This is a genomic window from Acinetobacter sp. 1294243 (assembly GCF_000588015.1).
GTDB classification, from domain to species: Bacteria; Pseudomonadota; Gammaproteobacteria; order Pseudomonadales; family Moraxellaceae; genus Acinetobacter; species Acinetobacter pittii.
Map to the genome: position 1 here is coordinate 37,431 of NZ_JFXG01000006.1, position 21,258 is coordinate 58,688.

At 39.1% G+C, this 21,258-nt stretch carries 23 protein-coding genes; 9 read left to right on the forward strand and 14 right to left on the reverse strand.

Annotated elements, in window-relative coordinates:
- Positions 1-59: 59 nt before the first annotated feature.
- Both J655_RS13125 and nth read left to right on the forward strand, forming a co-directional pair.
- Positions 60-851, forward strand: a complete 792-nt coding sequence (locus J655_RS13125) for an RnfABCDGE type electron transport complex subunit B (protein WP_017398663.1) — start codon at positions 60-62, stop codon at positions 849-851.
- Positions 852-1,541, forward strand: a complete 690-nt coding sequence (gene nth / locus J655_RS13130) for an endonuclease III (protein ID WP_017398664.1) — start codon at positions 852-854, stop codon at positions 1,539-1,541.
- A 37-nt stretch (positions 1,542-1,578) separates the two neighbouring features.
- On the opposite strand, the gene J655_RS25755 is transcribed toward nth, so the two are convergent.
- From J655_RS25755 to J655_RS13145, 4 genes are all read right to left on the reverse strand, one after another.
- Positions 1,579-1,716, reverse strand: a complete 138-nt coding sequence (locus J655_RS25755; RefSeq protein WP_002117672.1) for a hypothetical protein — start codon at positions 1,714-1,716, stop codon at positions 1,579-1,581.
- A gap of 71 nt (positions 1,717-1,787) precedes the next feature.
- Positions 1,788-2,441 carry an adenylate kinase gene (gene adk / locus J655_RS13135; protein WP_002117671.1) on the reverse strand — a complete coding sequence of 218 codons (654 nt, stop codon included), beginning with the start codon at positions 2,439-2,441 and terminating at the stop codon, positions 1,788-1,790.
- 86 nt (positions 2,442-2,527) lie between these two features.
- Positions 2,528-3,841, reverse strand: coding sequence for a membrane protein (locus tag J655_RS13140; protein ID WP_005070566.1), 1,314 nt, complete (start codon positions 3,839-3,841; stop codon positions 2,528-2,530).
- 61 nt (positions 3,842-3,902) lie between these two features.
- A complete protein-coding gene (locus tag J655_RS13145; protein ID WP_002117557.1) occupies positions 3,903-4,421 on the reverse strand; it encodes a hypothetical protein in 519 nt (172 codons plus the stop codon).
- 235 nt (positions 4,422-4,656) lie between these two features.
- Here J655_RS13145 and mrdA point away from each other — a divergent pair, with 235 nt between their 5' ends.
- The gene (gene mrdA, locus J655_RS13150; protein ID WP_032005888.1) at positions 4,657-6,675 is read left to right on the forward strand and encodes a penicillin-binding protein 2; all 2,019 of its coding nucleotides are present in this window, start codon (positions 4,657-4,659) and stop codon (positions 6,673-6,675) included.
- Positions 6,675-7,226: a 16S rRNA (guanine(966)-N(2))-methyltransferase RsmD gene (gene rsmD / locus J655_RS13155; RefSeq protein WP_005802925.1), complete on the forward strand. Its 552-nt coding sequence runs from the start codon at positions 6,675-6,677 to the stop codon at positions 7,224-7,226. Before mrdA ends, rsmD begins: the two co-directional genes overlap by 1 nt.
- Before the next feature lie 41 nt (positions 7,227-7,267).
- On the opposite strand, the gene J655_RS13160 is transcribed toward rsmD, so the two are convergent.
- The 9 genes from J655_RS13160 to J655_RS13200 form a co-directional block, all read right to left on the reverse strand.
- Positions 7,268-7,837, reverse strand: a complete 570-nt coding sequence (locus J655_RS13160) for a HupE/UreJ family protein (RefSeq protein ID WP_032052475.1) — start codon at positions 7,835-7,837, stop codon at positions 7,268-7,270.
- A gap of 9 nt (positions 7,838-7,846) precedes the next feature.
- Positions 7,847-8,461 (reverse strand): urease accessory protein UreG, encoded by a 615-nt coding sequence (ureG, locus tag J655_RS13165; RefSeq protein WP_002117800.1) that lies wholly within the window; start codon positions 8,459-8,461, stop codon positions 7,847-7,849.
- A 23-nt stretch (positions 8,462-8,484) separates the two neighbouring features.
- A complete protein-coding gene (locus tag J655_RS13170; protein ID WP_005802929.1) occupies positions 8,485-9,150 on the reverse strand; it encodes an urease accessory protein UreF in 666 nt (221 codons plus the stop codon).
- A complete protein-coding gene (gene ureE, locus J655_RS13175; protein WP_005802931.1) occupies positions 9,137-9,619 on the reverse strand; it encodes an urease accessory protein UreE in 483 nt (160 codons plus the stop codon). The genes J655_RS13170 and ureE overlap by 14 nt, the downstream gene beginning before the upstream one ends.
- A gap of 70 nt (positions 9,620-9,689) precedes the next feature.
- Positions 9,690-11,390 carry an urease subunit alpha gene (gene ureC / locus J655_RS13180; RefSeq protein WP_005802933.1) on the reverse strand — a complete coding sequence of 567 codons (1,701 nt, stop codon included), beginning with the start codon at positions 11,388-11,390 and terminating at the stop codon, positions 9,690-9,692.
- Positions 11,391-11,402: 12 nt separating this feature from the next.
- Positions 11,403-11,861: a GNAT family N-acetyltransferase gene (locus J655_RS13185; protein ID WP_005802935.1), complete on the reverse strand. Its 459-nt coding sequence runs from the start codon at positions 11,859-11,861 to the stop codon at positions 11,403-11,405.
- Positions 11,851-12,171, reverse strand: coding sequence for an urease subunit beta (locus tag J655_RS13190; protein WP_005070586.1), 321 nt, complete (start codon positions 12,169-12,171; stop codon positions 11,851-11,853). Before J655_RS13190 ends, J655_RS13185 begins: the two co-directional genes overlap by 11 nt.
- Before the next feature lie 11 nt (positions 12,172-12,182).
- Positions 12,183-12,485, reverse strand: coding sequence for an urease subunit gamma (gene ureA / locus J655_RS13195; RefSeq protein ID WP_005070589.1), 303 nt, complete (start codon positions 12,483-12,485; stop codon positions 12,183-12,185).
- A 101-nt stretch (positions 12,486-12,586) separates the two neighbouring features.
- Positions 12,587-13,462 (reverse strand): urease accessory protein UreD, encoded by an 876-nt coding sequence (locus J655_RS13200; RefSeq protein WP_032005883.1) that lies wholly within the window; start codon positions 13,460-13,462, stop codon positions 12,587-12,589.
- A 201-nt stretch (positions 13,463-13,663) separates the two neighbouring features.
- Here J655_RS13200 and J655_RS13205 point away from each other — a divergent pair, with 201 nt between their 5' ends.
- The gene (locus J655_RS13205) at positions 13,664-13,987 is read left to right on the forward strand and encodes a hypothetical protein (protein ID WP_005070594.1); all 324 of its coding nucleotides are present in this window, start codon (positions 13,664-13,666) and stop codon (positions 13,985-13,987) included.
- Positions 13,988-14,173: 186 nt separating this feature from the next.
- Complete coding sequence (locus tag J655_RS13210; RefSeq protein ID WP_032052476.1) at positions 14,174-14,644, forward strand: copper resistance protein NlpE; 471 nt, start codon at positions 14,174-14,176, stop codon at positions 14,642-14,644.
- A gap of 56 nt (positions 14,645-14,700) precedes the next feature.
- Here the strand turns inward: J655_RS13210 and J655_RS13215 are convergent, their stop codons facing one another.
- Complete coding sequence (locus J655_RS13215) at positions 14,701-16,305, reverse strand: isocitrate lyase (RefSeq protein ID WP_002117581.1); 1,605 nt, start codon at positions 16,303-16,305, stop codon at positions 14,701-14,703.
- A 587-nt stretch (positions 16,306-16,892) separates the two neighbouring features.
- On the opposite strand from J655_RS13215, the gene J655_RS13220 reads away from it, so the two are divergent.
- The 3 genes from J655_RS13220 (at position 16,893) to J655_RS13230 (ending at position 21,238) form a co-directional block, all read left to right on the forward strand.
- The gene (locus tag J655_RS13220; protein WP_004703082.1) at positions 16,893-17,882 is read left to right on the forward strand and encodes a LysR family transcriptional regulator; all 990 of its coding nucleotides are present in this window, start codon (positions 16,893-16,895) and stop codon (positions 17,880-17,882) included.
- A 123-nt stretch (positions 17,883-18,005) separates the two neighbouring features.
- Entirely contained in the window at positions 18,006-19,331 is a 1,326-nt protein-coding gene (locus tag J655_RS13225) for a hemolysin family protein (protein ID WP_002117726.1), read from the forward strand.
- A 569-nt stretch (positions 19,332-19,900) separates the two neighbouring features.
- Positions 19,901-21,238, forward strand: coding sequence for a CitMHS family transporter (locus J655_RS13230; RefSeq protein WP_002117607.1), 1,338 nt, complete (start codon positions 19,901-19,903; stop codon positions 21,236-21,238).
- The last annotated feature ends 20 nt before the right edge of the window (positions 21,239-21,258 follow it).

A 21,258-nucleotide genomic window follows, 5' to 3' on the forward strand; every position in this document is an offset into this window, starting at 1 on the left:
TGACCTTACTTAGGTTTTTCTTCATTATCGCATCGTTTTAACCAAGCTATTTGCCCACTATGAATTCATCTATTTCTCTCATACGCGAGATTGATGCGTTATTACCACAGACTCAGTGTGGTTTATGTGGACATCGTGATGGATGTCTACCCTACGCAAAGTCGATTGCTGAAGGTGAAGAAGCAAATAAATGCGTTCCAGGTGGTCAGCCTGTAGCCGATGCACTCGCAAATCTATTAAATCGTCCTGTATTAACCGCTGAAACTAGCGTATGGCCTGTACAGGCCGATGGTCGTCCCCAGCGAATGAAAGCGATTATTCGGGAAGATGAATGTATTGGTTGCACCAAATGTATTAGTGCTTGCCCTGTAGATGCTATTATTGGAAGTGGTAAGCTCATGCATACCATCTTGACTGACTTATGTACAGGCTGTGAGTTATGTATTCCACCTTGTCCGGTAGATTGCATTGATTTGGTCGAAGACACGCAAGTATTACCAAATGAGCAACAGCGTATCGCTGAACAAAATGATTTAAGACAACGTTATTACGCTCACATTCAGCGCGAAGAAAAACGTCGTACTCACCGTAAAGGGCCTGTAGTACGTGCTGAAATTGATATCCAACTGTTTGCCCAGTTCTCTCAGGCACTTGATGAAGTACCTTCAATCGAGCTCATCGAGAAACCCAAAGAAGTTGTGTCAACTGATGCAAAAACTACAATTGAGTTAGCGAAAATTCGTACGCAAATTAAGAAACTGGAAAAACAACTCAGTGTACGTGAAGATACTAAAAAACGTCTTCAACTTGAAGAACTTCAACAGCAACTCATGCAATTACAGGAGGTCTGAATGGCCGTCAAGAATATGACGAAAAAGCAGATTCAAATTTTCTTTGAACGCCTTCGCGAACAACGACCTTCACCTCAAACCGAGTTAAAATATTCATCTCCATTTGAGCTACTTATTGCAGTTATGTTGTCAGCTCAAGCGACCGATGTAAGTGTTAATAAAGCAACTGATAAACTCTACCCTGTGGCGAATACAGCCGAGAAAATCTATAACTTGGGCGTAGATGGGTTAAAGGAATATATCAAGACAATTGGTCTCTATAACGCAAAAGCCGAAAATGTCATCAAGACCTGTAAGATTTTAATGGAACAATTTAACGGCGAAGTTCCAAGCAACAGAAAAGATTTAGAAGCTTTACCGGGTGTCGGGCGTAAAACAGCTAACGTGGTTTTAAATACGGCTTTCGGACAACCCACCATGGCTGTCGATACTCATATTTTCCGAGTGGGAAATCGAACTGGTTTAGCAATAGGTAAAAATGTTCTTGAGGTTGAGCACCGCTTAATTAAAGTCATTCCTAAAGAATTTATTTTAGATTCACATCACTGGCTCATATTACACGGTCGTTATTGTTGTATCGCCCGTAAACCTAAATGTGCAGAATGTGTTGTTGCAGATGTCTGTAACTGGCCTGATCGTTTTGAATTTGGTGCACAAAAGCAAATTGCCATTAAAAATATTGAAGCTTAAAAATATGGTTGGGTATAGGGATCATACCCAATCAAACTTACTTTAGACGCTTTTTTTCATTACGCTCTTCTTTTGCTTGTTTTTGAACCTGTCTTAGCATTTTATAGCTTTGAAAAGCCAAAAATATTACTAGTGCCAGACTCAGCAATACCACCAAAATCAATATGATTTTCATATTGTTCTCCTGCACTTAATGAAAGAAAAGAGCCCTCACAAAGAGGGCTCATTATCACAAACAATATTAAATTATTTGTCTAAGATGTTGAACAAATCTTTTTGTACATCTTCAATTGTACGCAAGCCATCAAGCTTGTCATAAGTTGGAGCATTTTCACCAGAAGCAGCACGGCCTTGATAGAAACCAACCAATTGCTCAGTTTCAGTGTGATAAGACGCTAAACGCTTACGGATTGTTTCTTCTTGGTCATCTGGACGTTGAACAAGATCTTCACCAGTTTCATCATCTTTGCCTTCCACTTTAGGTGGATTGTATACAGTGTGATAAACACGGCCAGAAGCTGGATGCTGACGACGACCAGAAAGACGTTTTACGATTTCTTCATCAGGAACATCAATTTCAATCACGTGATCAATGCTAATCCCTTCTTTTTCCAGAGCTTCAGCTTGTGGAATAGTACGTGGGAAACCATCGAAAATGCAGCCATTTGCACAGTCAGGTTGAGCAATACGTTCTTTTACTAAACCGATAATAAGTTCATCTGAAACCAAACCACCAGATTCCATTACACTTTTAGCTTTTAGACCTAATTCAGTACCTTCACGAATCGCAGCACGGAGCATATCACCGGTTGAAATTTGTGGGACATTGTAGCGCTTACAGATCAACTGAGCCTGAGTCCCTTTGCCTGCTCCAGGTGGTCCGAGTAAAATAATGCGCATAAAAAACATCCTCATTTAAAACAATGAATATGAAGTCCGGCAGAAAAAGTCTCGTTAATCTTCAATAGATCCTGCCTGACATCGAATTATAAGAAAGCCACAAACAAATGTATTGTACCAGCAATAAATCCGGTTACCCCACCTAGTACAATAAGAATCCACTCATCCTCCTGAAATGCAGGACGTAATAAATTCTGAAATTCTTTTGGTGTTAGTTCACGAATACGCTCTTTAAACATTTGAAAAATCTTCTGTGCCCGGCTTGCGTTCAGTGCTGGGTCACATACGGGTCCCATCGTAATTTCAATTGAACGATCAATCAAGTCCGTCTTTAATCTTGCGTACTCTCTTGGCCCTAAAGAAAGCTGTAAAGAGGTGCGAACTAACGGAGTTTCCATGATTTCGTTAATATGACGCTTAACAATGCGGCGCGTTTTATCTTTACGCGGCCCATACATCATTTCGGTCATAATCGATTTTAACGTGATCAAATCTTCTGTGACTACGCTCGAAAATACATCAGAGACTTCCTCTTGACGCTTCATAAAAGCGCCTTGGACATTATAAGTCCCAATTCGAAGAACTGGTACAATCCATGGAAACTTACGATCTTTTGTTAATCTAAAAATCTGTGGATAACGAATATAATGCGGCTCAATTGGGTTAAATACCATCCAGATTGCGATCCAGTTAGTTAAAAAGCCCCAAATTGCAGCCCAAAATGGTACTGTCCAGTGCCATGGTACTACAAACCAAACCACCATTTGGAAAATACCAAAGAACATGCCAATCAGTGCACTAATATGCCAAATAAAGTTAATTTCTTTTTGACCTACCTTTAAGAACATACGTACCATTAAACGGCGATCACCTTCCATCTGGCTCACGACCATTTCACGCATGTTAACCAGTGACTCTACATTCATGGTCAGCTCAGTCACTAATTCTTTTAGCACACCCGGCAATTGCTTATGTGCTTGAGCATAAATACGGCGTTTAATTGAATAAGGTAGATTTTCCCAAAGCACAGCATTACGATCGATCATGACTTCATCAATAAGATGTTCAAGTTCAAAACCGACTTGTTCACCAATAATACGGGCCATATCTTCAGGATCCATTGCTTCTAAAAATTCACGCAATGAACCCAATTTAGATAAAGTGTTATCGGTAATAATCCCAGAGATACGTCCTGCTTTACGTGGCACAATACCTTGCCAACCTACTGGCAAGGGTCCTAAATGGAATCCCCAAAATTTAATTGGGTAAAATACCATTTTTAAAGCCATCCACACATGTGCCCATGTGACAAAAGCCGTTACAGGAATAATACTCAAAACGGCCCAAAAATCAGGTCTGTGTAAAAAGGTCTGCCACAATCCACTGACGTACTCTAACATGTAAGACTCTCGTATTTATTTGTGCTCTGCTTATGGCGAGTTAACGATAAACTGCTTTGTTTTATAAACCAAAACTTAGAGAATAAGAAAATTGAATTTGTGGTTTCGTATCTGCAGCAACATTTCCGTTCTGGTCGGTTAATTTTTCAGCCGCACCGATACCCACACTAAAAGTGCTAATTCTTTCTGAATTTAACCACACATAGGCTAAATCAACACCCGCACCTAAACGGGATTTAAAATCACCATCGACCTCTTTACTATCAAGATGACCAGCATAGAAACCGATATAGTAACCATTTTTGTCTGTGCCAGTAAGATAATAAGGGTATCGGAAGCCAACTTGACCACCAGCGGTTTTGTCACCATTCAAAAATGCACCGGCTTTGGCATAGGCAATACCATACGGATTTACCCACTCACCGTTAAGATGTAATAATTTTTGAGTAACGCCTGCACCCACATTCCAGGTAGATGCATTATGTCCTGCTAATTTTGCTTCCGGAAGAAACGAGTAGTCTTGAGCATGGGCCCAACTACTTACTGTCAAAACTGCAAGTAAGGGATAAATTTTTCTCATTATTTTCTCCATTTTCCCTAATCGTATGGTGAGAACAACCCTATTCTATTGAATGAGAGACTTTAACAGAATTATTTTGCTTCTTATATACAAGTATCTACAATTTTGTTGTCTGCAAAGTCAAAAAGTATCTTATTAAAATGCAATGAAACTTTGAAAATTGTGCAATATTTTAAGCGCTCTTGCGTTAGAATAAGCAGCTATTTTTCTACCCTATGTCATTAAGTCGATCCTTATGAAACAGCACTTTCCTTTAAAAGATATCCAGCAAGAAAAGCGCATTTATCGAGGTCGTATCTTTTTTGCCGTAGGGATCGTGACCATCTGCTTATTAGTCTTAATTAGCAGATACGCTTACCTGCAAATTTTTCACTACGACGAATTCTCGACTGCATCTGACAAAAACCGAATTCGCTTACAACCACTTCCGCCTGCTCGTGGTTATATCTATGACCGAAACGGTGTATTACTAGCAGATAACTATCCTGTTTTTACAGCAACTTTAAGTAAAACAGATGTAGAAGATGTTGATAGTGTCATTGAGCAATTACAGCCTATTTTAGATTTAACACAAGAAGATATTGACCGTTTTAAAAGCCGTATAAAAACTGCCCGTAAAACTGAACGCGTCGCGATTAAACTTAATCTAACTGAAGCCAATATTGCTAAATTTAGTGAAGCCAAATATAAGTTTCCGGGTGTTAGAATCGAGACACAAATGACTCGCTATTATCCACACGGTGAGTTATTTGCTCATGTGATTGGCTATGTCGGCCGTATTAACGACAAAGAATTAAAAAGTATTGATAAAGACTTATATGCTGGGACGAACCTAATTGGAAAGATTGGTGTTGAAAAAAGCTATGAAGACCTATTGCACGGAACACCCGGTTATGAATCTGTTGAAGCAGATGCGCATAGTAATGTATTACGTCATTTAGGTCGTAAAGACCCTACTCGCGGTAATGACCTCTATTTATCTTTAGATTACGGTTTACAAGTTGTCGCTTCTCAGCAGCTCGCAGGTCGTCGTGGAGCTATTGTCGCTATTGATCCTCGTACAGGTGAAATTCTAGCTTTAGTGTCTAGCCCAAGTTTTAACCCTAATTTGTTTGTGACTGGAATTAGTCATACTGACTACAGTTCACTACGTGACAATTTAGACCAACCTCTTTATAACCGTGCTGTGCAGGGTGTATATCCCCCTGGTTCTACCATTAAACCAATGGAAGCAATGGGTGGCCTACACTACGGTATTGTAGACTGGTCAACGGCAATTTCTGACCCTGGTTATTTCCATCTACCAGGTGATTCACATAAGTTCCGTGACTGGAAAAAATCTGGTCATGGCATCGTGAACATGCATAAAGCCATCATTATGTCATGTGATACCTATTTTTATATTCTTGCCCATCAAATGGGTATTGATCAAATGAACCAATGGATGCGCCAATTTGGATTTGGTCAAAAAACAGGTGTCGATTTACCAAGTGAAAGTGAAGGCCTTTATCCAAGTCCTGAATGGAAAATGCGTACGCGTAAAGCGAAATGGATGAAGGGTGAAACTATTTCTGTCAGTATTGGTCAAGGCGCGTTTACAGCCACTCCATTACAGCTTGCGATGGCAACAGCAATTACGGCAAATCATGGTTCTCATGTAACGCCTCATGTTTTACGCGCAACGCATGGTGCAAAACCATTTACGGTACGTAATGCGCCTGATGGCAAAATCAAATTCAACGGCACGGATGAAGACTGGATTCAAATGCGTGATGCCATGATTGATGTAATTCAATCAGGTACTGGCCGCGGTATTCGTACTCCCCTCTACCAAATTGCAGGGAAAACAGGTACAGCACAGGTTAAGAGTATTGCACAGGGTAAACGCTATAACGAAGCAGCCTTGAGTGAACGTCAACTTGACCATGGTTTATTCGTTGGATTTGCCCCTGCTGAAAAACCTGAAATTGCGATTGCAGTCATTTGGGAAAATGGTCGTCATGGTGGTTCAGCTGCTCAACTTGCAAGACCTGTCTTTGATTACTGGCTATTAACTCGTAAGAAAAACCCGATTCGTCCAGCAAATCACCAAGTCAATGGCGGGGTAATGACAGCAGGGATTAAACCAGGTGAACTTCCAAGCGGCGGTGAAAGTTCTGGTCCAGCATCGGCTACAGCTACCACCAACAAACCAGCAGCATCAACACCGCAAGCTGCTCCTGCTCGTCCTGCTACCAATGAGGCCGATGAATAATGAAAAATCAATTACGTATAATTGGCGGCGAATGGAAAAGACGAGTACTGCCTTTCGCTAGCATTGATGGCTTACGCCCAACCCCAGATAGAGTACGCGAAACTCTATTTAACTGGCTCATGTGGGATATTCAAAATGCTCAAGTTCTCGACATCTGTACAGGCTCTGGTGCATTAGGTTTTGAGGCTCTGTCACGTGGTGCTGCATCTGTTTATATGATTGAGCCTGACAAAACTCAGGCACGATTTTTAAAAGATAATATTGAACTATTAAAAGCCCAAAACTGTCATCTAATTAATGCAACGGCTCAACAAGCTCTACCCCGCTTAAAAGAACAGTTCGATGTGGTTTTTTTAGATCCACCCTATAGTCTTAATTTATGGCATGAGCTCTCGAACTTGGCCGAGACTCATATTAAAAAAAATGGGTATATTTACGTTGAAGCTGACCGAGATTTATCTCAGCTTCATCTTCCAGCCACATGGCAACAAGTTAAAACCACTAAAGCTGGTACAGTTCACGCGGGGCTTTACCAGAAAGTAAACGAATAAAAAAGGTAGCTCAAAGCTACCTTTTTTTTGCAAGGTTTTAGTTAGCTTAAGCCAATCACTGCAACAACTGCTGCACAGGCGCCAACAATTTTTTTGCCATATGGCACATATCGGGTAAGCACAGCACCCAACACCAATCCACCCAAATAGATGAGCGCCATACCAGCAACCATACCAGTTACTAATGCAACAATATGCCCCGCGTGCGCTAACTCAACACCATGAGCCATACCATGGAAACTTGCAAGCAAAGCCGCAGCACTTGGTAGAACTTTATTTGATTTTGTCCATAGAGCAATTGCTGTAATAACTAAAGAAGCAACAATGCCGTATTCAGCTATATTAACTGGTACCAAACCTTGAGCACCTATTAAAAAGCCTACAATTAAGGTAGTACTTAAGGCAATGACTCCAGCAATTTTCCACTGTTTAGCAGCTGACCACAACAAGACACCAAAACCTAAAGCCATGACTAAATGATCTAGACCGGTAAACGGATGAATAAAGCCTGCCATAAAACCAGAATGTGCATGGTCATGTCCCGGATGGGCCATTGCAAGAGCCGGCAATAATGAAAGGAGCGCTACACTCCATTTTTTCATGAAGTCCATAATCTCTCCTTAAGCTTTAAACAGCCCTTGTTTCTCAATAAATTGGATAATTTCTTCAAGACCATCTTGTGTTTTCATGTTTGAAAATAAGAATGGCTTTTCTCCGCGCATGCGTTTCGCATCTTGGTCCATTACATCAAGGTTTGCACCTACCATTGGCGCAAGGTCAGTTTTATTAATAATGAGTAAATCTGACTTGGTAATCCCCGGCCCCCCTTTACGAGGAATTTTTTCACCACCAGCCACATCAATCACATATAGAGTTAAATCAGAAAGTTCAGGACTAAATGTCGCTGCCAAATTATCCCCACCGCTTTCAATGATAATAAGTTCTAAGCCTTCGAATTTTTCACACAAATCATCAATTGCAGCCAAGTTAATTGAAGCATCTTCACGAATTGCGGTATGCGGGCAACCACCAGTTTCTACCCCCACAATACGATCTGGTGACATCGCCTCATTACGGGTTAAGAAGTTTGAATCTTCTTTGGTGTAAATATCATTTGTCACCACAGCCATATTGTATTTATTACGCAAGGCTAAACATAAATTAAGTGTAAGTGCTGTTTTACCCGAACCCACTGGTCCGCCAATTCCAACTCGTAATGGACTACGCTCTGTCATGATTTTTATCCTTTTTCCTAAACTTAAGATCTGAATAACCGTGAATATTGTGTTTCGTGTTTCATGCTCAGCATGGCATAACGAGGTAAAGCGCTGCTCAATTGCTCGTCATTAAGCTTCAAAGCTTTCTCTACCGCTTGTGGTACTAAACCATGTAAGTGCCATAAAATTCTTTGCCCAGCCATCTGTCCTAAAGGAACAGTTTTTACTGCAGCTAAAACCTGATTTTCTAAAACAGTGAAGGTATAAGCCGTAAGTACATCCATCTCGTTGAGTTCGAGTCGGCCACAAAGCTGTGCATAGACTGGTACGAAACCAAACTGCTTTTTAACCTCAACTGTTTTTTTTAAAACATCTTTAATCCACGCATTTAAAGAAAATGCCAGCTGTTGAGATTCTGCCAAAAGTTCTTTACTTTCTCGGCTTGCCTTATACAAATTTGCCCAAACCAGAAACTGTTCTGAGTCATCATGATGCTGCATGAGACGCTTTAATACGGGCAACTCAAACCGTACTAACAGCATTTCAAGAACTTCTTCAAAGTAAGCAATTGCTGAGGTTTCGTCATGTATTAGGCCAATATCAATTGCCGTTTCCACCCCTTGTGAATAACAATACGCCCCAACTGGCAATGCCGTAGAAGACAGTGTCAGCAGTTGCAGTAATTGCGCGGCACTATGAATGGACATGATGTAAAGCTTTGATTGGGCTTAAACGATGATCATGACTATGCTGCGCATAAGCACCACTTTCAGGTTCAAACGGATGATCAGTTTCTGAAACTGTAAGTCCTAAACCTTCTACCATTTCTGCAAGCACATGATCAGGCTCAAAATACAAAGCTGCAGGGGTCAACATTAACGGTACATGTCTATTACCTAAGTGATAGGCAGCTTTAAGTAAATCAAAATCGGTTTGAGAAGTGACTTGCATTAATCGCTCAGGCTTGGCATCAACACGTAATACATCGCCCTCTTGCGTTGCAATATATGAACCACTACGCAAAATGCCAGTACGCGGTAAATCCGCACCAATATCGATGCCACTCGCTAAAGCCGCTCGAAAGCGGGATTTTTGGCGGGTATCAAAAGTCAGTTCAACCGTTTCAAATGCCTGATCAGGAGAAATATCTTCAAGTCGTTGGGTGTAAATTTTCATTTAGCTTCTCTCTCCTTATTTATTTCTTTCATATCTAGAGTAATGAGACATATCATCTCTATAAAATTCATCAAAATAAGAAATAACGCTGAGCCATTGGTAATGTGTCTGCAGGTTCACACGTTAATAATTCACCATCAGCCCGCACCTCGTAAGTTTCAGGATGAACATGCATGACTGGACAATATGTGTTGTGCTTCATATCGGCTTTAGTAATTGCACGCGTGTTTTTACATGGGCTAATTAACTTTTTAAGATTTAGTTTCTCAGCAACTTTTTCATCAATTGCCACTTGAGATAAAAAGGTAATACAGGTGTTATGTACACCACGCGGATAGGCACCAAACATTGGGCGATAATGCACGGGTTGAGGTGTCGGAATTGAAGCATTAATGTCACCCATCGGTGCCGCTGCAATCATGCCACCTTTAATAATCATGGAAGGTTTTACACCAAAAAATGCAGGCTTCCATAACACTAAATCAGCAAGTTTTCCAACTTCAATCGAACCAATTTCATGGCTTAAACCATGGGTAATGGCTGGGTTAATTGTATATTTGGCAATGTAGCGTTTAACGCGATTGTTATCATGAAACTCATTATCACCCTCTAAAGGACCACGTTGAATTTTCATTTTATGAGCAGTTTGCCAAGTACGTATAATTACTTCACCCACACGACCCATCGCCTGAGAGTCAGAGGACATCATGGCAATTGCGCCTAAGTCTTGCAAAATATCTTCAGCGGCAATAGTTTCACGGCGAATACGGCTTTCTGCAAAAGCAATATCTTCAGCAATTGCTGGGTCTAAATGGTGGCAAACCATGAGCATGTCTAAATGCTCATCAATGGTATTAATCGTATAAGGACGTGTTGGATTAGTTGAAGATGGCAACACATTACTTTGTCCAATTGCCTTTAAAATGTCAGGTGCATGCCCACCACCCGCGCCTTCGGTATGGTACGTATGAATCGTGCGATCTTTAAATGCAGCTAGAGTCTCTTCTAAAAACCCACCTTCATTTAAAGTATCTGTATGAATTGCAACCTGCACATCAAACTCATCTGCCACACTCAAGCAGTTATCAATGGCTGCTGGTGTTGAACCCCAATCTTCATGCAGCTTTAAACCAATTACCCCAGCTTTAATTTGCTCTCGAATTGGGGCTGGCAAACTCAAATTACCTTTGCCTAACAGTCCAATGTTCATAGGTAAATCATCAATGGCTTGCAACATGGTCGCAATATGCCAAGGCCCTGGAGTCACTGTCGTTGCCGAAGTACCTGCCGCAGGTCCCGTACCACCACCCACCATTGTTGTTGTCCCCGACATTAGTGCCGTTTCAACTTGCTGTGGGCAAATCCAGTGAATGTGAGTATCAATACCACCTGCCGTTAAAATTTGGCCTTCACCCGCAATCACTTCTGTTGCAGCACCTAAAGGAATAGTAATGTCAGGTTGAATATCAGGATTTCCAGCTTTCCCTATTTTCCAAATTCGACCATTTTTTAAGCCAACATCAGCTTTTACAATCCCCCACCAATCGACAATCAAAGCATTGGTAATCACAGTGTCGGCAACTTCATCAGCTAAAAGTTGAGATTGCCCCATTCCATCACGAATAACTTTGCCACCGCCAAACTTAACTTCTTCACCATAAGTCGTTAGATCTTGCTCAACCTCAATAAAAAGCTCTGTATCAGCCAAGCGAATACGATCACCAACCGTTGGACCAAACATTTCAGCATATGCACGACGTGACATTTTCATATGATTAGTTCCTTATTTTTCTGATGGCAAAGCATAATATTTTGTCATCGGGATAAACCGGATTCCCCATTTTTCAGCAGCATCACCACTTACAATAAAACCAAATTTTTCATAGACATCTTGAGCATAAAAACTTGAATTTACCGTAATTTTCTCAACGTCTATATTTTCATTTTTAATTTTTTCTTCTATGAAATCCCAAAGCTGTCGCCCTAGACCTAGTTTCAAATGCATTTTTTTAATAAAAAAATGCATTAAATGTGAGGGTTCCATATAAGCGACTATACCCACGATCTGTTGATCAATCTCTCCAACAAAATAATGAATATCTTCTCGATCAAAAATTGTTTGTATGACTTCTGGTTTAAAGCGTGAGCGCCCTTCTTCATTTGCAATCACTTGATCTACATATGGAGCGATTATGGCAACGATAGTATCTGTGTCATCTTTCATTGCTTTTCTAATCAACATTTTCATCCAAACGCCCCATGACTCGACCAGCAAAACCATATACTTCTCGCTTACCCGCTAAAGCAACAAGCTCCACTTCCCGACTTTGTCCCGGTTCAAAACGTATTGCCGTGCCTGCTGCAATATTTAACCGAAAGCCTTTCGCTGTTTCACGGTCAAACTGTAGTGCATCATTTGCTTCATAAAAATGAAAATGTGAACCCACCTGAATAGGCCGATCGCCAATATTAGCAACTACAACTTTTAAAGTTTGTCGTCCAACATTCAGCTCAATGTCTGTATCTGGAGTAATGATTTGACCAGGGATCATAAACGCTCCTTTTATATGATTGGCTGATGAACAGTGACTAACTTCGAGCCATCAGGAAAAGTTGCTTCGACCTGAACCTCAGCAATCATTTCTGGCACACCATCCATCACATCTTCGCGCTTTAATAAAGTTGTTCCGTAATGCATCAAGTCACTCACCGTCATACCATCCCTCGCCCCTTCAAGCAAAGCAGCAGAAATAAAAGCGATAGCTTCCGGATAATTTAGCTTTAAGCCACGAGCTTTACGGCGCTCAGCGACCAGCCCTGCGGTAAAAATAAGTAATTTATCTTTTTCTGTTGGATTGAGTTCCATATCTCTTTCCTAAATAGCATCTAACTTTCTTTAAGCAAAATACGTGCTCAAAAGCAGCATACTTGTTTTAATCGTTTTTTAAATACGCAATTTAACGTAACTTAGGTTCTCCAAATTCTCGGAAATTCTTCATCTAATTCAAACCAATAACGTCTTAATCTTGCTCTTATTGCCGCAAATGCATCATGGCAATGTCGGACATCATTTCCCAAGAAACGCGCACAAACTACATCATCTAATAATGTTAAAGTTACAGGTGCTTGCATACGCATCATCAATTCGCGAATGAGTTCGAGCTGTTGTTCTAAATAAAATGATGACCGATATTTCTCAGGTGCTACGGCCCAAAAACTTCCCATTACTGCTTGATTATTCATACCTAAACACGAACTAAGCCAACGGTCTTCACCCTCAAAAAACAATGTATCTGCAACCAATAATTTTTGTTCTCGCCACAACTTAAACTGGTTGTGATAACTTCCCTGCACAAAACGTTCAGCGCGTGCCTGCCGCCCGAGTACCAACATATCCCAGCCAATAAAACTGGCAGCAAGATCAAGATGAATATGAGTTTCTGAGTGTGCTAGAGCTCCATCAAACAGCATCGTTTCTTGTGGAACCCACTCCAAAATAGACCGATCTCGGACATGAAGATGAATATGCTGAAAGGCCTGCTTCCCATTGGTTTTATACCACTTTCCCGCACCAGGAGTCGTTACAACCGCATGAGCTTGATCTTTGGTTTCAATTTGAAAAGTAAGATGATCTCCTCCTGCGATTCCTGCTGGAGGATGTACAATAATCGCATGACATACGCCTGTTTTTTCAGGCCAGAGCATTTTTTGCACCCTTACAGGGCCATGGTGCTTTCTATGACTCATTATGGTGCGCGAATTTTCAAAACAAAATCCGAGCTCTAATCGCGCATACCAAAATGGTGCTAAAGAGTTTTTTGAAAACGTTTGTACCTGATTCATTCTGGTTCATATGTTCAAAATAAGTGCTTAAAGTTATAAGCAAAATACGCACCAAATATAAAAATAAGCAAAATGATAAAATTAGATACAATTTTTTGATTTTAATGAGTTAAAAAACAATCAATGTCTAACATAAAACCACAGTAACTCATGGAATTATTTATACAATAGCGCCCACCGTTGCTTCCATACTTGCTCTCCATGAAACTTTTTTTCGTGTTAACGCCACTTGTCTTTTTAACTGGGTGTATTTTTGGCCAATCTAGTGAGGTCAAACGTGCAGAAAAAATTCTCCATAATTTTGAATGTAAAAATGTTGAGACAAGTCAGATTGCAACAAGCTCAATCAATTCTTACTACCAGCAGTCTTTAGCGGTAAGCAAAGAAAAGGCGACTTCATATGTAGAAAGTTACAAGAATGGTGAAGAGTTATTCGACATGCCGCTCGATGAAGTTTTAAAGCAACAATATCAACTTTATAAATCAGCTTGTGATTCTTTAGGTGGGGTTTCTTCTCAACCTTAATATATAAAGGTATTCACTTAATTTTTTAGTGGATACTTTTTTTAATTTTATATCTTTCTTTTTGATTAAATTTCACTCACTTTACCTTTTGTTAAAATTAAATTACATACTTAAACTTTTATTAGGCTCTTATATTTCATAGCCTGTTTACTTGTTTTTTATTTATTTTCCGAGGTTTAGATCATCATGAAAAAAACATTGTTATCAGTAGCACTCTTAAGTATCCTTCTTGCCGCTTGTAGCAAAAATGAAAATAAAGCCGAGACGACAACTCAAGCATCTGCTCCAGCGCAAACCACTGAAGCAAATAATAATGCTGTAGATACCGCACACATAGCTGAAAACTCACTCGATTGGGACGGCACATATAAAGGCACTCTCCCATGTGCGGACTGTGAAGGTATTAAAACTGAATTAGAACTTAAAGATGATAAAACCTACGAGCTGACCGAAACTTATCTTGGTAAAGGTGATACAAACCCATTTGAAACCCATGGTACCTTTACTTTCGACAAAGATAATACTTCAGTCATTACCTTAGATGATAAAGGCCAAAACCGTAAATTCTTTATTGGTGAAAATACTGCAACTGCTTTAGATATGGAAGGTAAAAAAGTTGAAGGCTCTTTAGCCGAACACTATGTTTTGAAAAAATAATTTTTAATAATTAAAAAAACCCGCTCATTTGAGCGGGTTTTTTTATGAATCAATTCTTAGTGAGCTGCGAATTGGTTCATTGTGTTTTTAGCATCGTCATGTGCTTTAAGAGCATTGTCACCAGAGAAGATTTCTTTGTGATCATCACCGATGTCAGAACCCGCCATTGCTTGGTGTTTAACACAAGCGATACCACCGCGGATTTCTTTACGTTGTACGCCAGCAACATAAGCCAACATACCTTCAGAACCGAAGTAACCTTGTGCAAGCTCATGAGTAGAAAGAGCAGCAGTGTGGTAAGTCGGAAGTGTGATCAAGTGATGGAATACACCCGCTTCACGAGAAGCATCTGCTTGGAAAGTACGGATCTTGTCATCAGCATCAGCAGCTAATTCAGTGTTGTCATATTCAGCACTCATTAATTTAGCGCGGTCATATGCAGAAACGTCTTTACCTTCAGCAACCCAACGGTCGTAAGCTTGTTGACGGAAGTTTAAAGTCCAGTTGAATGATGGACTGTTGTTATAAACAAGCTTAGCATTTGGAACAACTTCTTTAACACGGTTAACCATGTGTGCGATTTCTTCTACGTTTGGAGTCGCAGTTTCGATCCAAAGAAGGTCAGCACCATTTTGTAAGCTAGACACACAGTCAAGTACAACACGGTCAATTTGAGTGTCAGCACGGAACTGATATAAGCCAGAAGGTAAACGCTTAGGACGGTGTAATTTACCATCACGCTTGATTAAGATTTCATCTTCTTGAGCATCAGCAATGTCAATTTCTTGAGTATCTAAGTAGCTGATGTATTGAGAAGCGATGTCACCTGGCTCTTTAACCACTGGGATTTTTTGAGTCAAGTCAGCGCCTTCAGAGTCAGTACGCGCAACAATGATACCTTCTTCAAGACCCATTTCTAAGAATGCATAACGTAATGCATGGATCTTAGCGATGAAGTCTTCGTGTGGAACAGTTACTTTACCAGCTTGGTGACCACATTGTTTAGCATCAGAAACTTGGTTTTCGATTTGAAGCGCACAAGCACCAGCTTCGATCATTTTCTTAGCAAGTAGGTAAGTTGCTTCTTCGTTACCGAAACCAGCATCGATGTCCGCAATAATTGGCACAACGTGAGTTTCAAAGTTGTCGATTTGAGCTGTGATTTCAGCTGCTTTAGCAGTATCACCAGCTTCTTGTGCTTTTTTAAGCGCACGGAATAAATCGTTTAATTCTTTTGCGTCAGCTTGACGTAAGAAAGTATAGATTTCTTCGATCAATGCAGGAACAGAAGTTTTCTCGTGCATAGATTGGTCAGGAAGTGGACCAAATTCAGAGCGAAGAGCAGCAACCATCCAACCAGAAAGGTAGATATAACGTTTGCTTGTAGTACCGAAATATTTTTTGTTCGCAATCATTTTTTGTTGTGCGATGAAACCATGCCAGCAACCTAATGATTGAGTGTATTTGCTTGAGTCAGCATCGTATTCAGCCATATCACGACGCATAATCGCAGCTGTATACTTAGCAATATCTAAACCAGTTTTGAAACGGTTTTGAAGTTGCATACGAGCAGCATCTTCTGGGCTAATGTCTGCCCAAGTGTTGCCGAATTTTGCTTTTAATTGACGTACTGCATCAATCGCTGTTTGATATGTAGTCATGATATTGTCCTGTATTCATTTTAGGATTTCATCGATCGAAGCCTAGAGTCACGTTACTTAAATTTCTTATGACACCAGCTGCTTCATCATGAGCACAGCTTAGACTTAGCCAATCAATTAATCCAATATCCTTTGTTAATCTTCAGTATTTATTTAAAAAATATACCAATAAATCGATATTATAGATAAAACCAAAAACCTTAACACTTTGTTTATAAAAATAAAATTATCCTAAAGGAGTATAGAGTTTTATTCTAAAAACTCACTAAGTCTTATTTTTATACAATTTTTGGAGATTTTCCACTCATTTTTAAATCTAAAAGTCAATTGTAAATTAGCCTATTTTTGCCAATGCAAAAAGTCAATTCATATGCTAGAAATTGAAAAATTATTTATAAATATATTCTATTTAGATTTCTTTCATTCAAAACTAAGCAAAGACAGTAAAATCGTGCCTTTGAAACGCCTTTCCACCCTACTTAATTCCTACAAAAAATGTCGCTTTTCTCATCATTTTTTCACACAATGATTATTAAATATGGCATAATTTGAAACAATTTCAGGGTTTTATTTTCGGTATTTTTTTTATGAATCTGGAGCGAGTAGATCTTAATCTATTAATATATCTTGATGTACTTCTTCGTGAAAAAAATGTTACGCGCGCAGCCGAACAGCTTGGGGTAACTCAGCCTGCAATGAGTAATATTTTACGTCGCTTACGTAATTTATTTAATGATCCACTTCTTATCCGTTCTTCCGAAGGGATGACCCCAACAGAACGTGCACTTGAATTACAACCTCGTATTCGTGATGCCCTTTCTGATCTCTCCATGATTTTGGAACCCCGTACCGAATTCCGCCCTTATACAAGTAATCGCGTTTTCCGCATTATGACATCTGACTATGCCGAGGCAACTTTAGTCCCGCGCCTTGTCAAAGCTCTACGCTCTGAAGCTCCCAATGTTGTACTCGACTTTCTTACACCAAGTGATGTGTCTTATAGAGACATGGAACAAGGTAAAGTTGATCTTGCGATTAATAGATTTAATGAAATACCGCAAAGTTTCCACCAAGTTTTAGTTTGGCGTGATAGTTTCAGCTGTATCCTTAATGACAAACACCCTGCAGTAACTCATTTGAACCTCAAAAGTTATTTAGATGCACAACATATCTGGGTTTCTAAAACAGGTATGGGCGTAGGTTTTGGTGTAAATCCAGATAAACAAGGCGGTTTAGGCTGGATTGATCAGGCATTAGAACGTATTGGTCAACGTCGTAAAATTTCTGTATTTACCCGTCACTACCAAATGCCAGCATTACTTGCTCAAAATGTTGACTTGATTGCCACCCTTCCAACTCGAATGGCGCGCCTACAAACTCAAAATCCTAAACTGGTTATAAAGGATCCTCCTTTTTATATTCCAGAATTTGAACTCAAAATGGCTTGGTGTCCGTTATTACATCATCATCCTGCTCATCGCTGGTTACGCCAACTTATTTTATTTGTTGCTCGTCAAATGATTGAAGAAGAAAACCGTGAATTTCTAACCAACAATTCACAATTTTCTCACTATTAAATAAATTTTAATTTAATTGTCGATTTTAGACATTATCTTCAAGCGCTGAGCAATCAATCTGATTACCTCAGCGCTTTTTTGTGTTAAAACATAGTCATAATAATGATGAACCTCGGGTGATTTGTGAGTCTCTTTCAAAATATCATTATCATCGTACTGCTCATCATCGCAGCAGGCTTTTTATCTTTAACTGAAATTGCATTGGCTGGTGCCAGAAAAGTAAAGTTAAAAATTTTAGCCGAAGCTGGCGAAGAACGTGCCCAACAAGTACTTGATCTACAAGAACAATCTGCCGATTTTTTTGCAGCTTCTCAAATTGGCCTAAATGCAGTTGCAATTTTAGGCGGTATTTTGGGTGAAGCTGCTTTTCGTCCCTTTTTTGTCACTTTAGTTGACCGCTTTTATGAAGGTCCTTGGACACAAACTATCGGTTTTGCCCTCTCCTTCACTTTAGTAACTTCTCTATTTATTTTATTTGCCGATCTCATGCCAAAACGCTTGGCAATGATTGCACCTGAAAAAATTGCAATTAGCGTTATTAACCCGATTCAAGTTTTTATTAAGGTGTGTAAACCCTTAGCTTGGGGAATTAATGCTATTGCGAATCTGTTATTTCGCTTGTTTAAAGTCAATACAACACGCGAAGATAACATTACTTTTGATGATATCTCAGCAGTCATGGATGCAGGTGCTCAAGCTGGCGTACTTCAAAAACAAGAACACCACTTTATTGAGAATGTTTTTGAACTAGAAGAACGTACTGTACCTTCAAGCATGACGACACGCGAAAACGTCGTTTACTTCACCTTAAATGAACATGAAGATAGTATTCGTCAAAAATTAGCAGAATATCCTTACTCGAAATTTTTAGTGTGTAATGAAAATATTGATCAGGTTATTGGTTATGTTGATGCTAAAGATTTCTTAGTACGCATTTTAAATAATCAATCACCAACTCAATTGAATGAGTCTACTATTCGTACTGTACTCATGATTCCCGACACTCTCACACTCTCTGAACTACTTGACCGTTTTCGTTCTACAAAAGAGAAATTTGCTGTCGTTATCAATGAATATGCACTTGTTGTCGGAGTGATTACATTAAGCGATATCATGATCACAGTTATGGGTGATTGGGTTACTCCTATTGAAGAAGAACAGCAAATCATTAAACGTGATAATAACTCATGGTTAATTGATGGCAGTACACCAATTGATGATCTAAGACATGCTCTTGAAATTGATGAAATGCCTGATGAAGAAAACTATGAGACGCTTGCAGGTTTCATGATGTACCGTTTACGCAAAATTCCCCGTCCAGCAGATTTTGTGGAATTTGGTGGATATAAATTTGAAGTTGTCGATGTCGACCATTTTAAAATTGACCAACTTCTTGTAACTCGGATTTTAGAACAAACCGAAACACACTCATCAATTGATGAAAACTAATCGTTATTAATTTAAATGCCCCACAATTTAGCTGGGGTATTTTTTTAAAACTAAATAACTTTTTTAAATATATGTAATAATTATTTTAGATTCATTTATTCAATTTGCTCTTTTAATCTAAAAGTATTATTATTTTATTTAACAACTCTATTAAAGCTTAAATACTGAAAATTAATAAAATAATCTATATCTCTTAACTGCTTATAAAGTGATTAAGCCCCATTTACATTGCAAACAAACTTATGTAGCTTAGCTCAAAGTAAGCCCCTAAATGCTTCTTCTTCTCATTTCACTCATCAAAATATATATAATTAAAAAAAATGCCATATAATTTTTATTTTTATAATACCTTTATATTATTTTATAATAGCATTCATTTATTATAAAACCATTATAATCTTAATATATATGTTCAGTATTTCATCTAAATATACCCATCCAAACGAATATATATTAACCAAATAAACTAAATATATTATTTGTCTTTTTAATAAAAATTAATAAGAATAACCAAGGTCAGAGTTTTGAATAAACTTGTTCAGTAAAACTATAGGCAAAGGATTGATTGTATGCTGACATTACTTGGTGTTGGCATGATTTTGTGCTTCATGTACTTAATCATGTCCAAACGTTTAAGCCCTATTATTGCTTTAATTCTCATCCCGTTTATTTTTTCTCTCATTGCTTGGGGCCTAGGTCATTACTTTGAAAGTTTAAGTCACATTGAACTTAAAGGTCTCAGTGAGATGATGCTGGATGGCATCAAAAAATTAGCGCCAACTGGCGTAATGCTTTTATTCGCAATTTTGTATTTTGCCTTAATGATCGATGCAGGTCTTTTCGACCCCCCGGTTAAATGGATTTTGAAAAAAGTTAAAGGCGATCCTTTAAAAATTACTCTAGGAACTGTCTTTTTAACCACTCTCGTTTCTTTAGATGGTGATGGCTCAACCACCTATATGATCTGTGTGGCTGCAATGTTGCCACTTTATCAACGTCTAGGAATGAACACACTCATCATGACTGCGCTTATGCTGTTATGTAGTGGTGTAATGAACCTAACGCCATGGGGTGGCCCTACTGCTCGTGCTGCAAGTGCGTTACAAGTTGATCCAAGCCATATTTTCGTACCAATGATCCTTCCAATGATCATTAGTATTGGTTGGTTATTCTTCTTGGCATATTTATATGGCCGTTATGAGCAAAAACGTTTAGGCGTGATTGAGCTTGAAAGTCATCATGGTGACAATATTACAGTGTCGAAAGACCCTGAAGCGACGCGTCCACATTTACGTAAAGTAAATATGGTACTTACTATTATTCTCATGATTGCATTAATCAAAGGCATTTTGCCAATGTCAGTGCTATTCATGCTAGCGTTCTGTATTGCAATGCTGATTAACTATCCTGATGTTGATATGCAGAAAAAGCGTATCGCAATGCATGCAGATAGTATTTTAGCTGTTGTAGGTTTAATTTTCGCAGCAGGTATTTTCACAGGTATTCTATCTGGTACAGGTATGGTTGAGGCGATGTCTAAAGAATTCGTCGCAATGATTCCTCCAAGCATGGGTCCATATCTTGCACCGATTACCGCTTTAGTCAGTATGCCTTTGACATTCTTTATGTCAAATGATGCATTCTTCTATGGTGTTTTACCAATTCTTGCTGAAGCGGCTTCACATTACGGTATTAGCCCAGAAGCTATTGCTCGTGCATCAATTGTAGGTCAACCAGTACACTTACTATCGCCTCTTGTTCCATCAACTTACTTGTTATGCGGTCTTGCTAAAGTTGACTTTGCAGATCATCAAAAGTTCACATTTAAATGGGCATTTATAACATGTATGGTTTTGATGGGCACTGCATTAGTGATTGGCGTTTTCCCGCTCTTTAGTACACTTTAATTATTCCCCTATAAATAAAA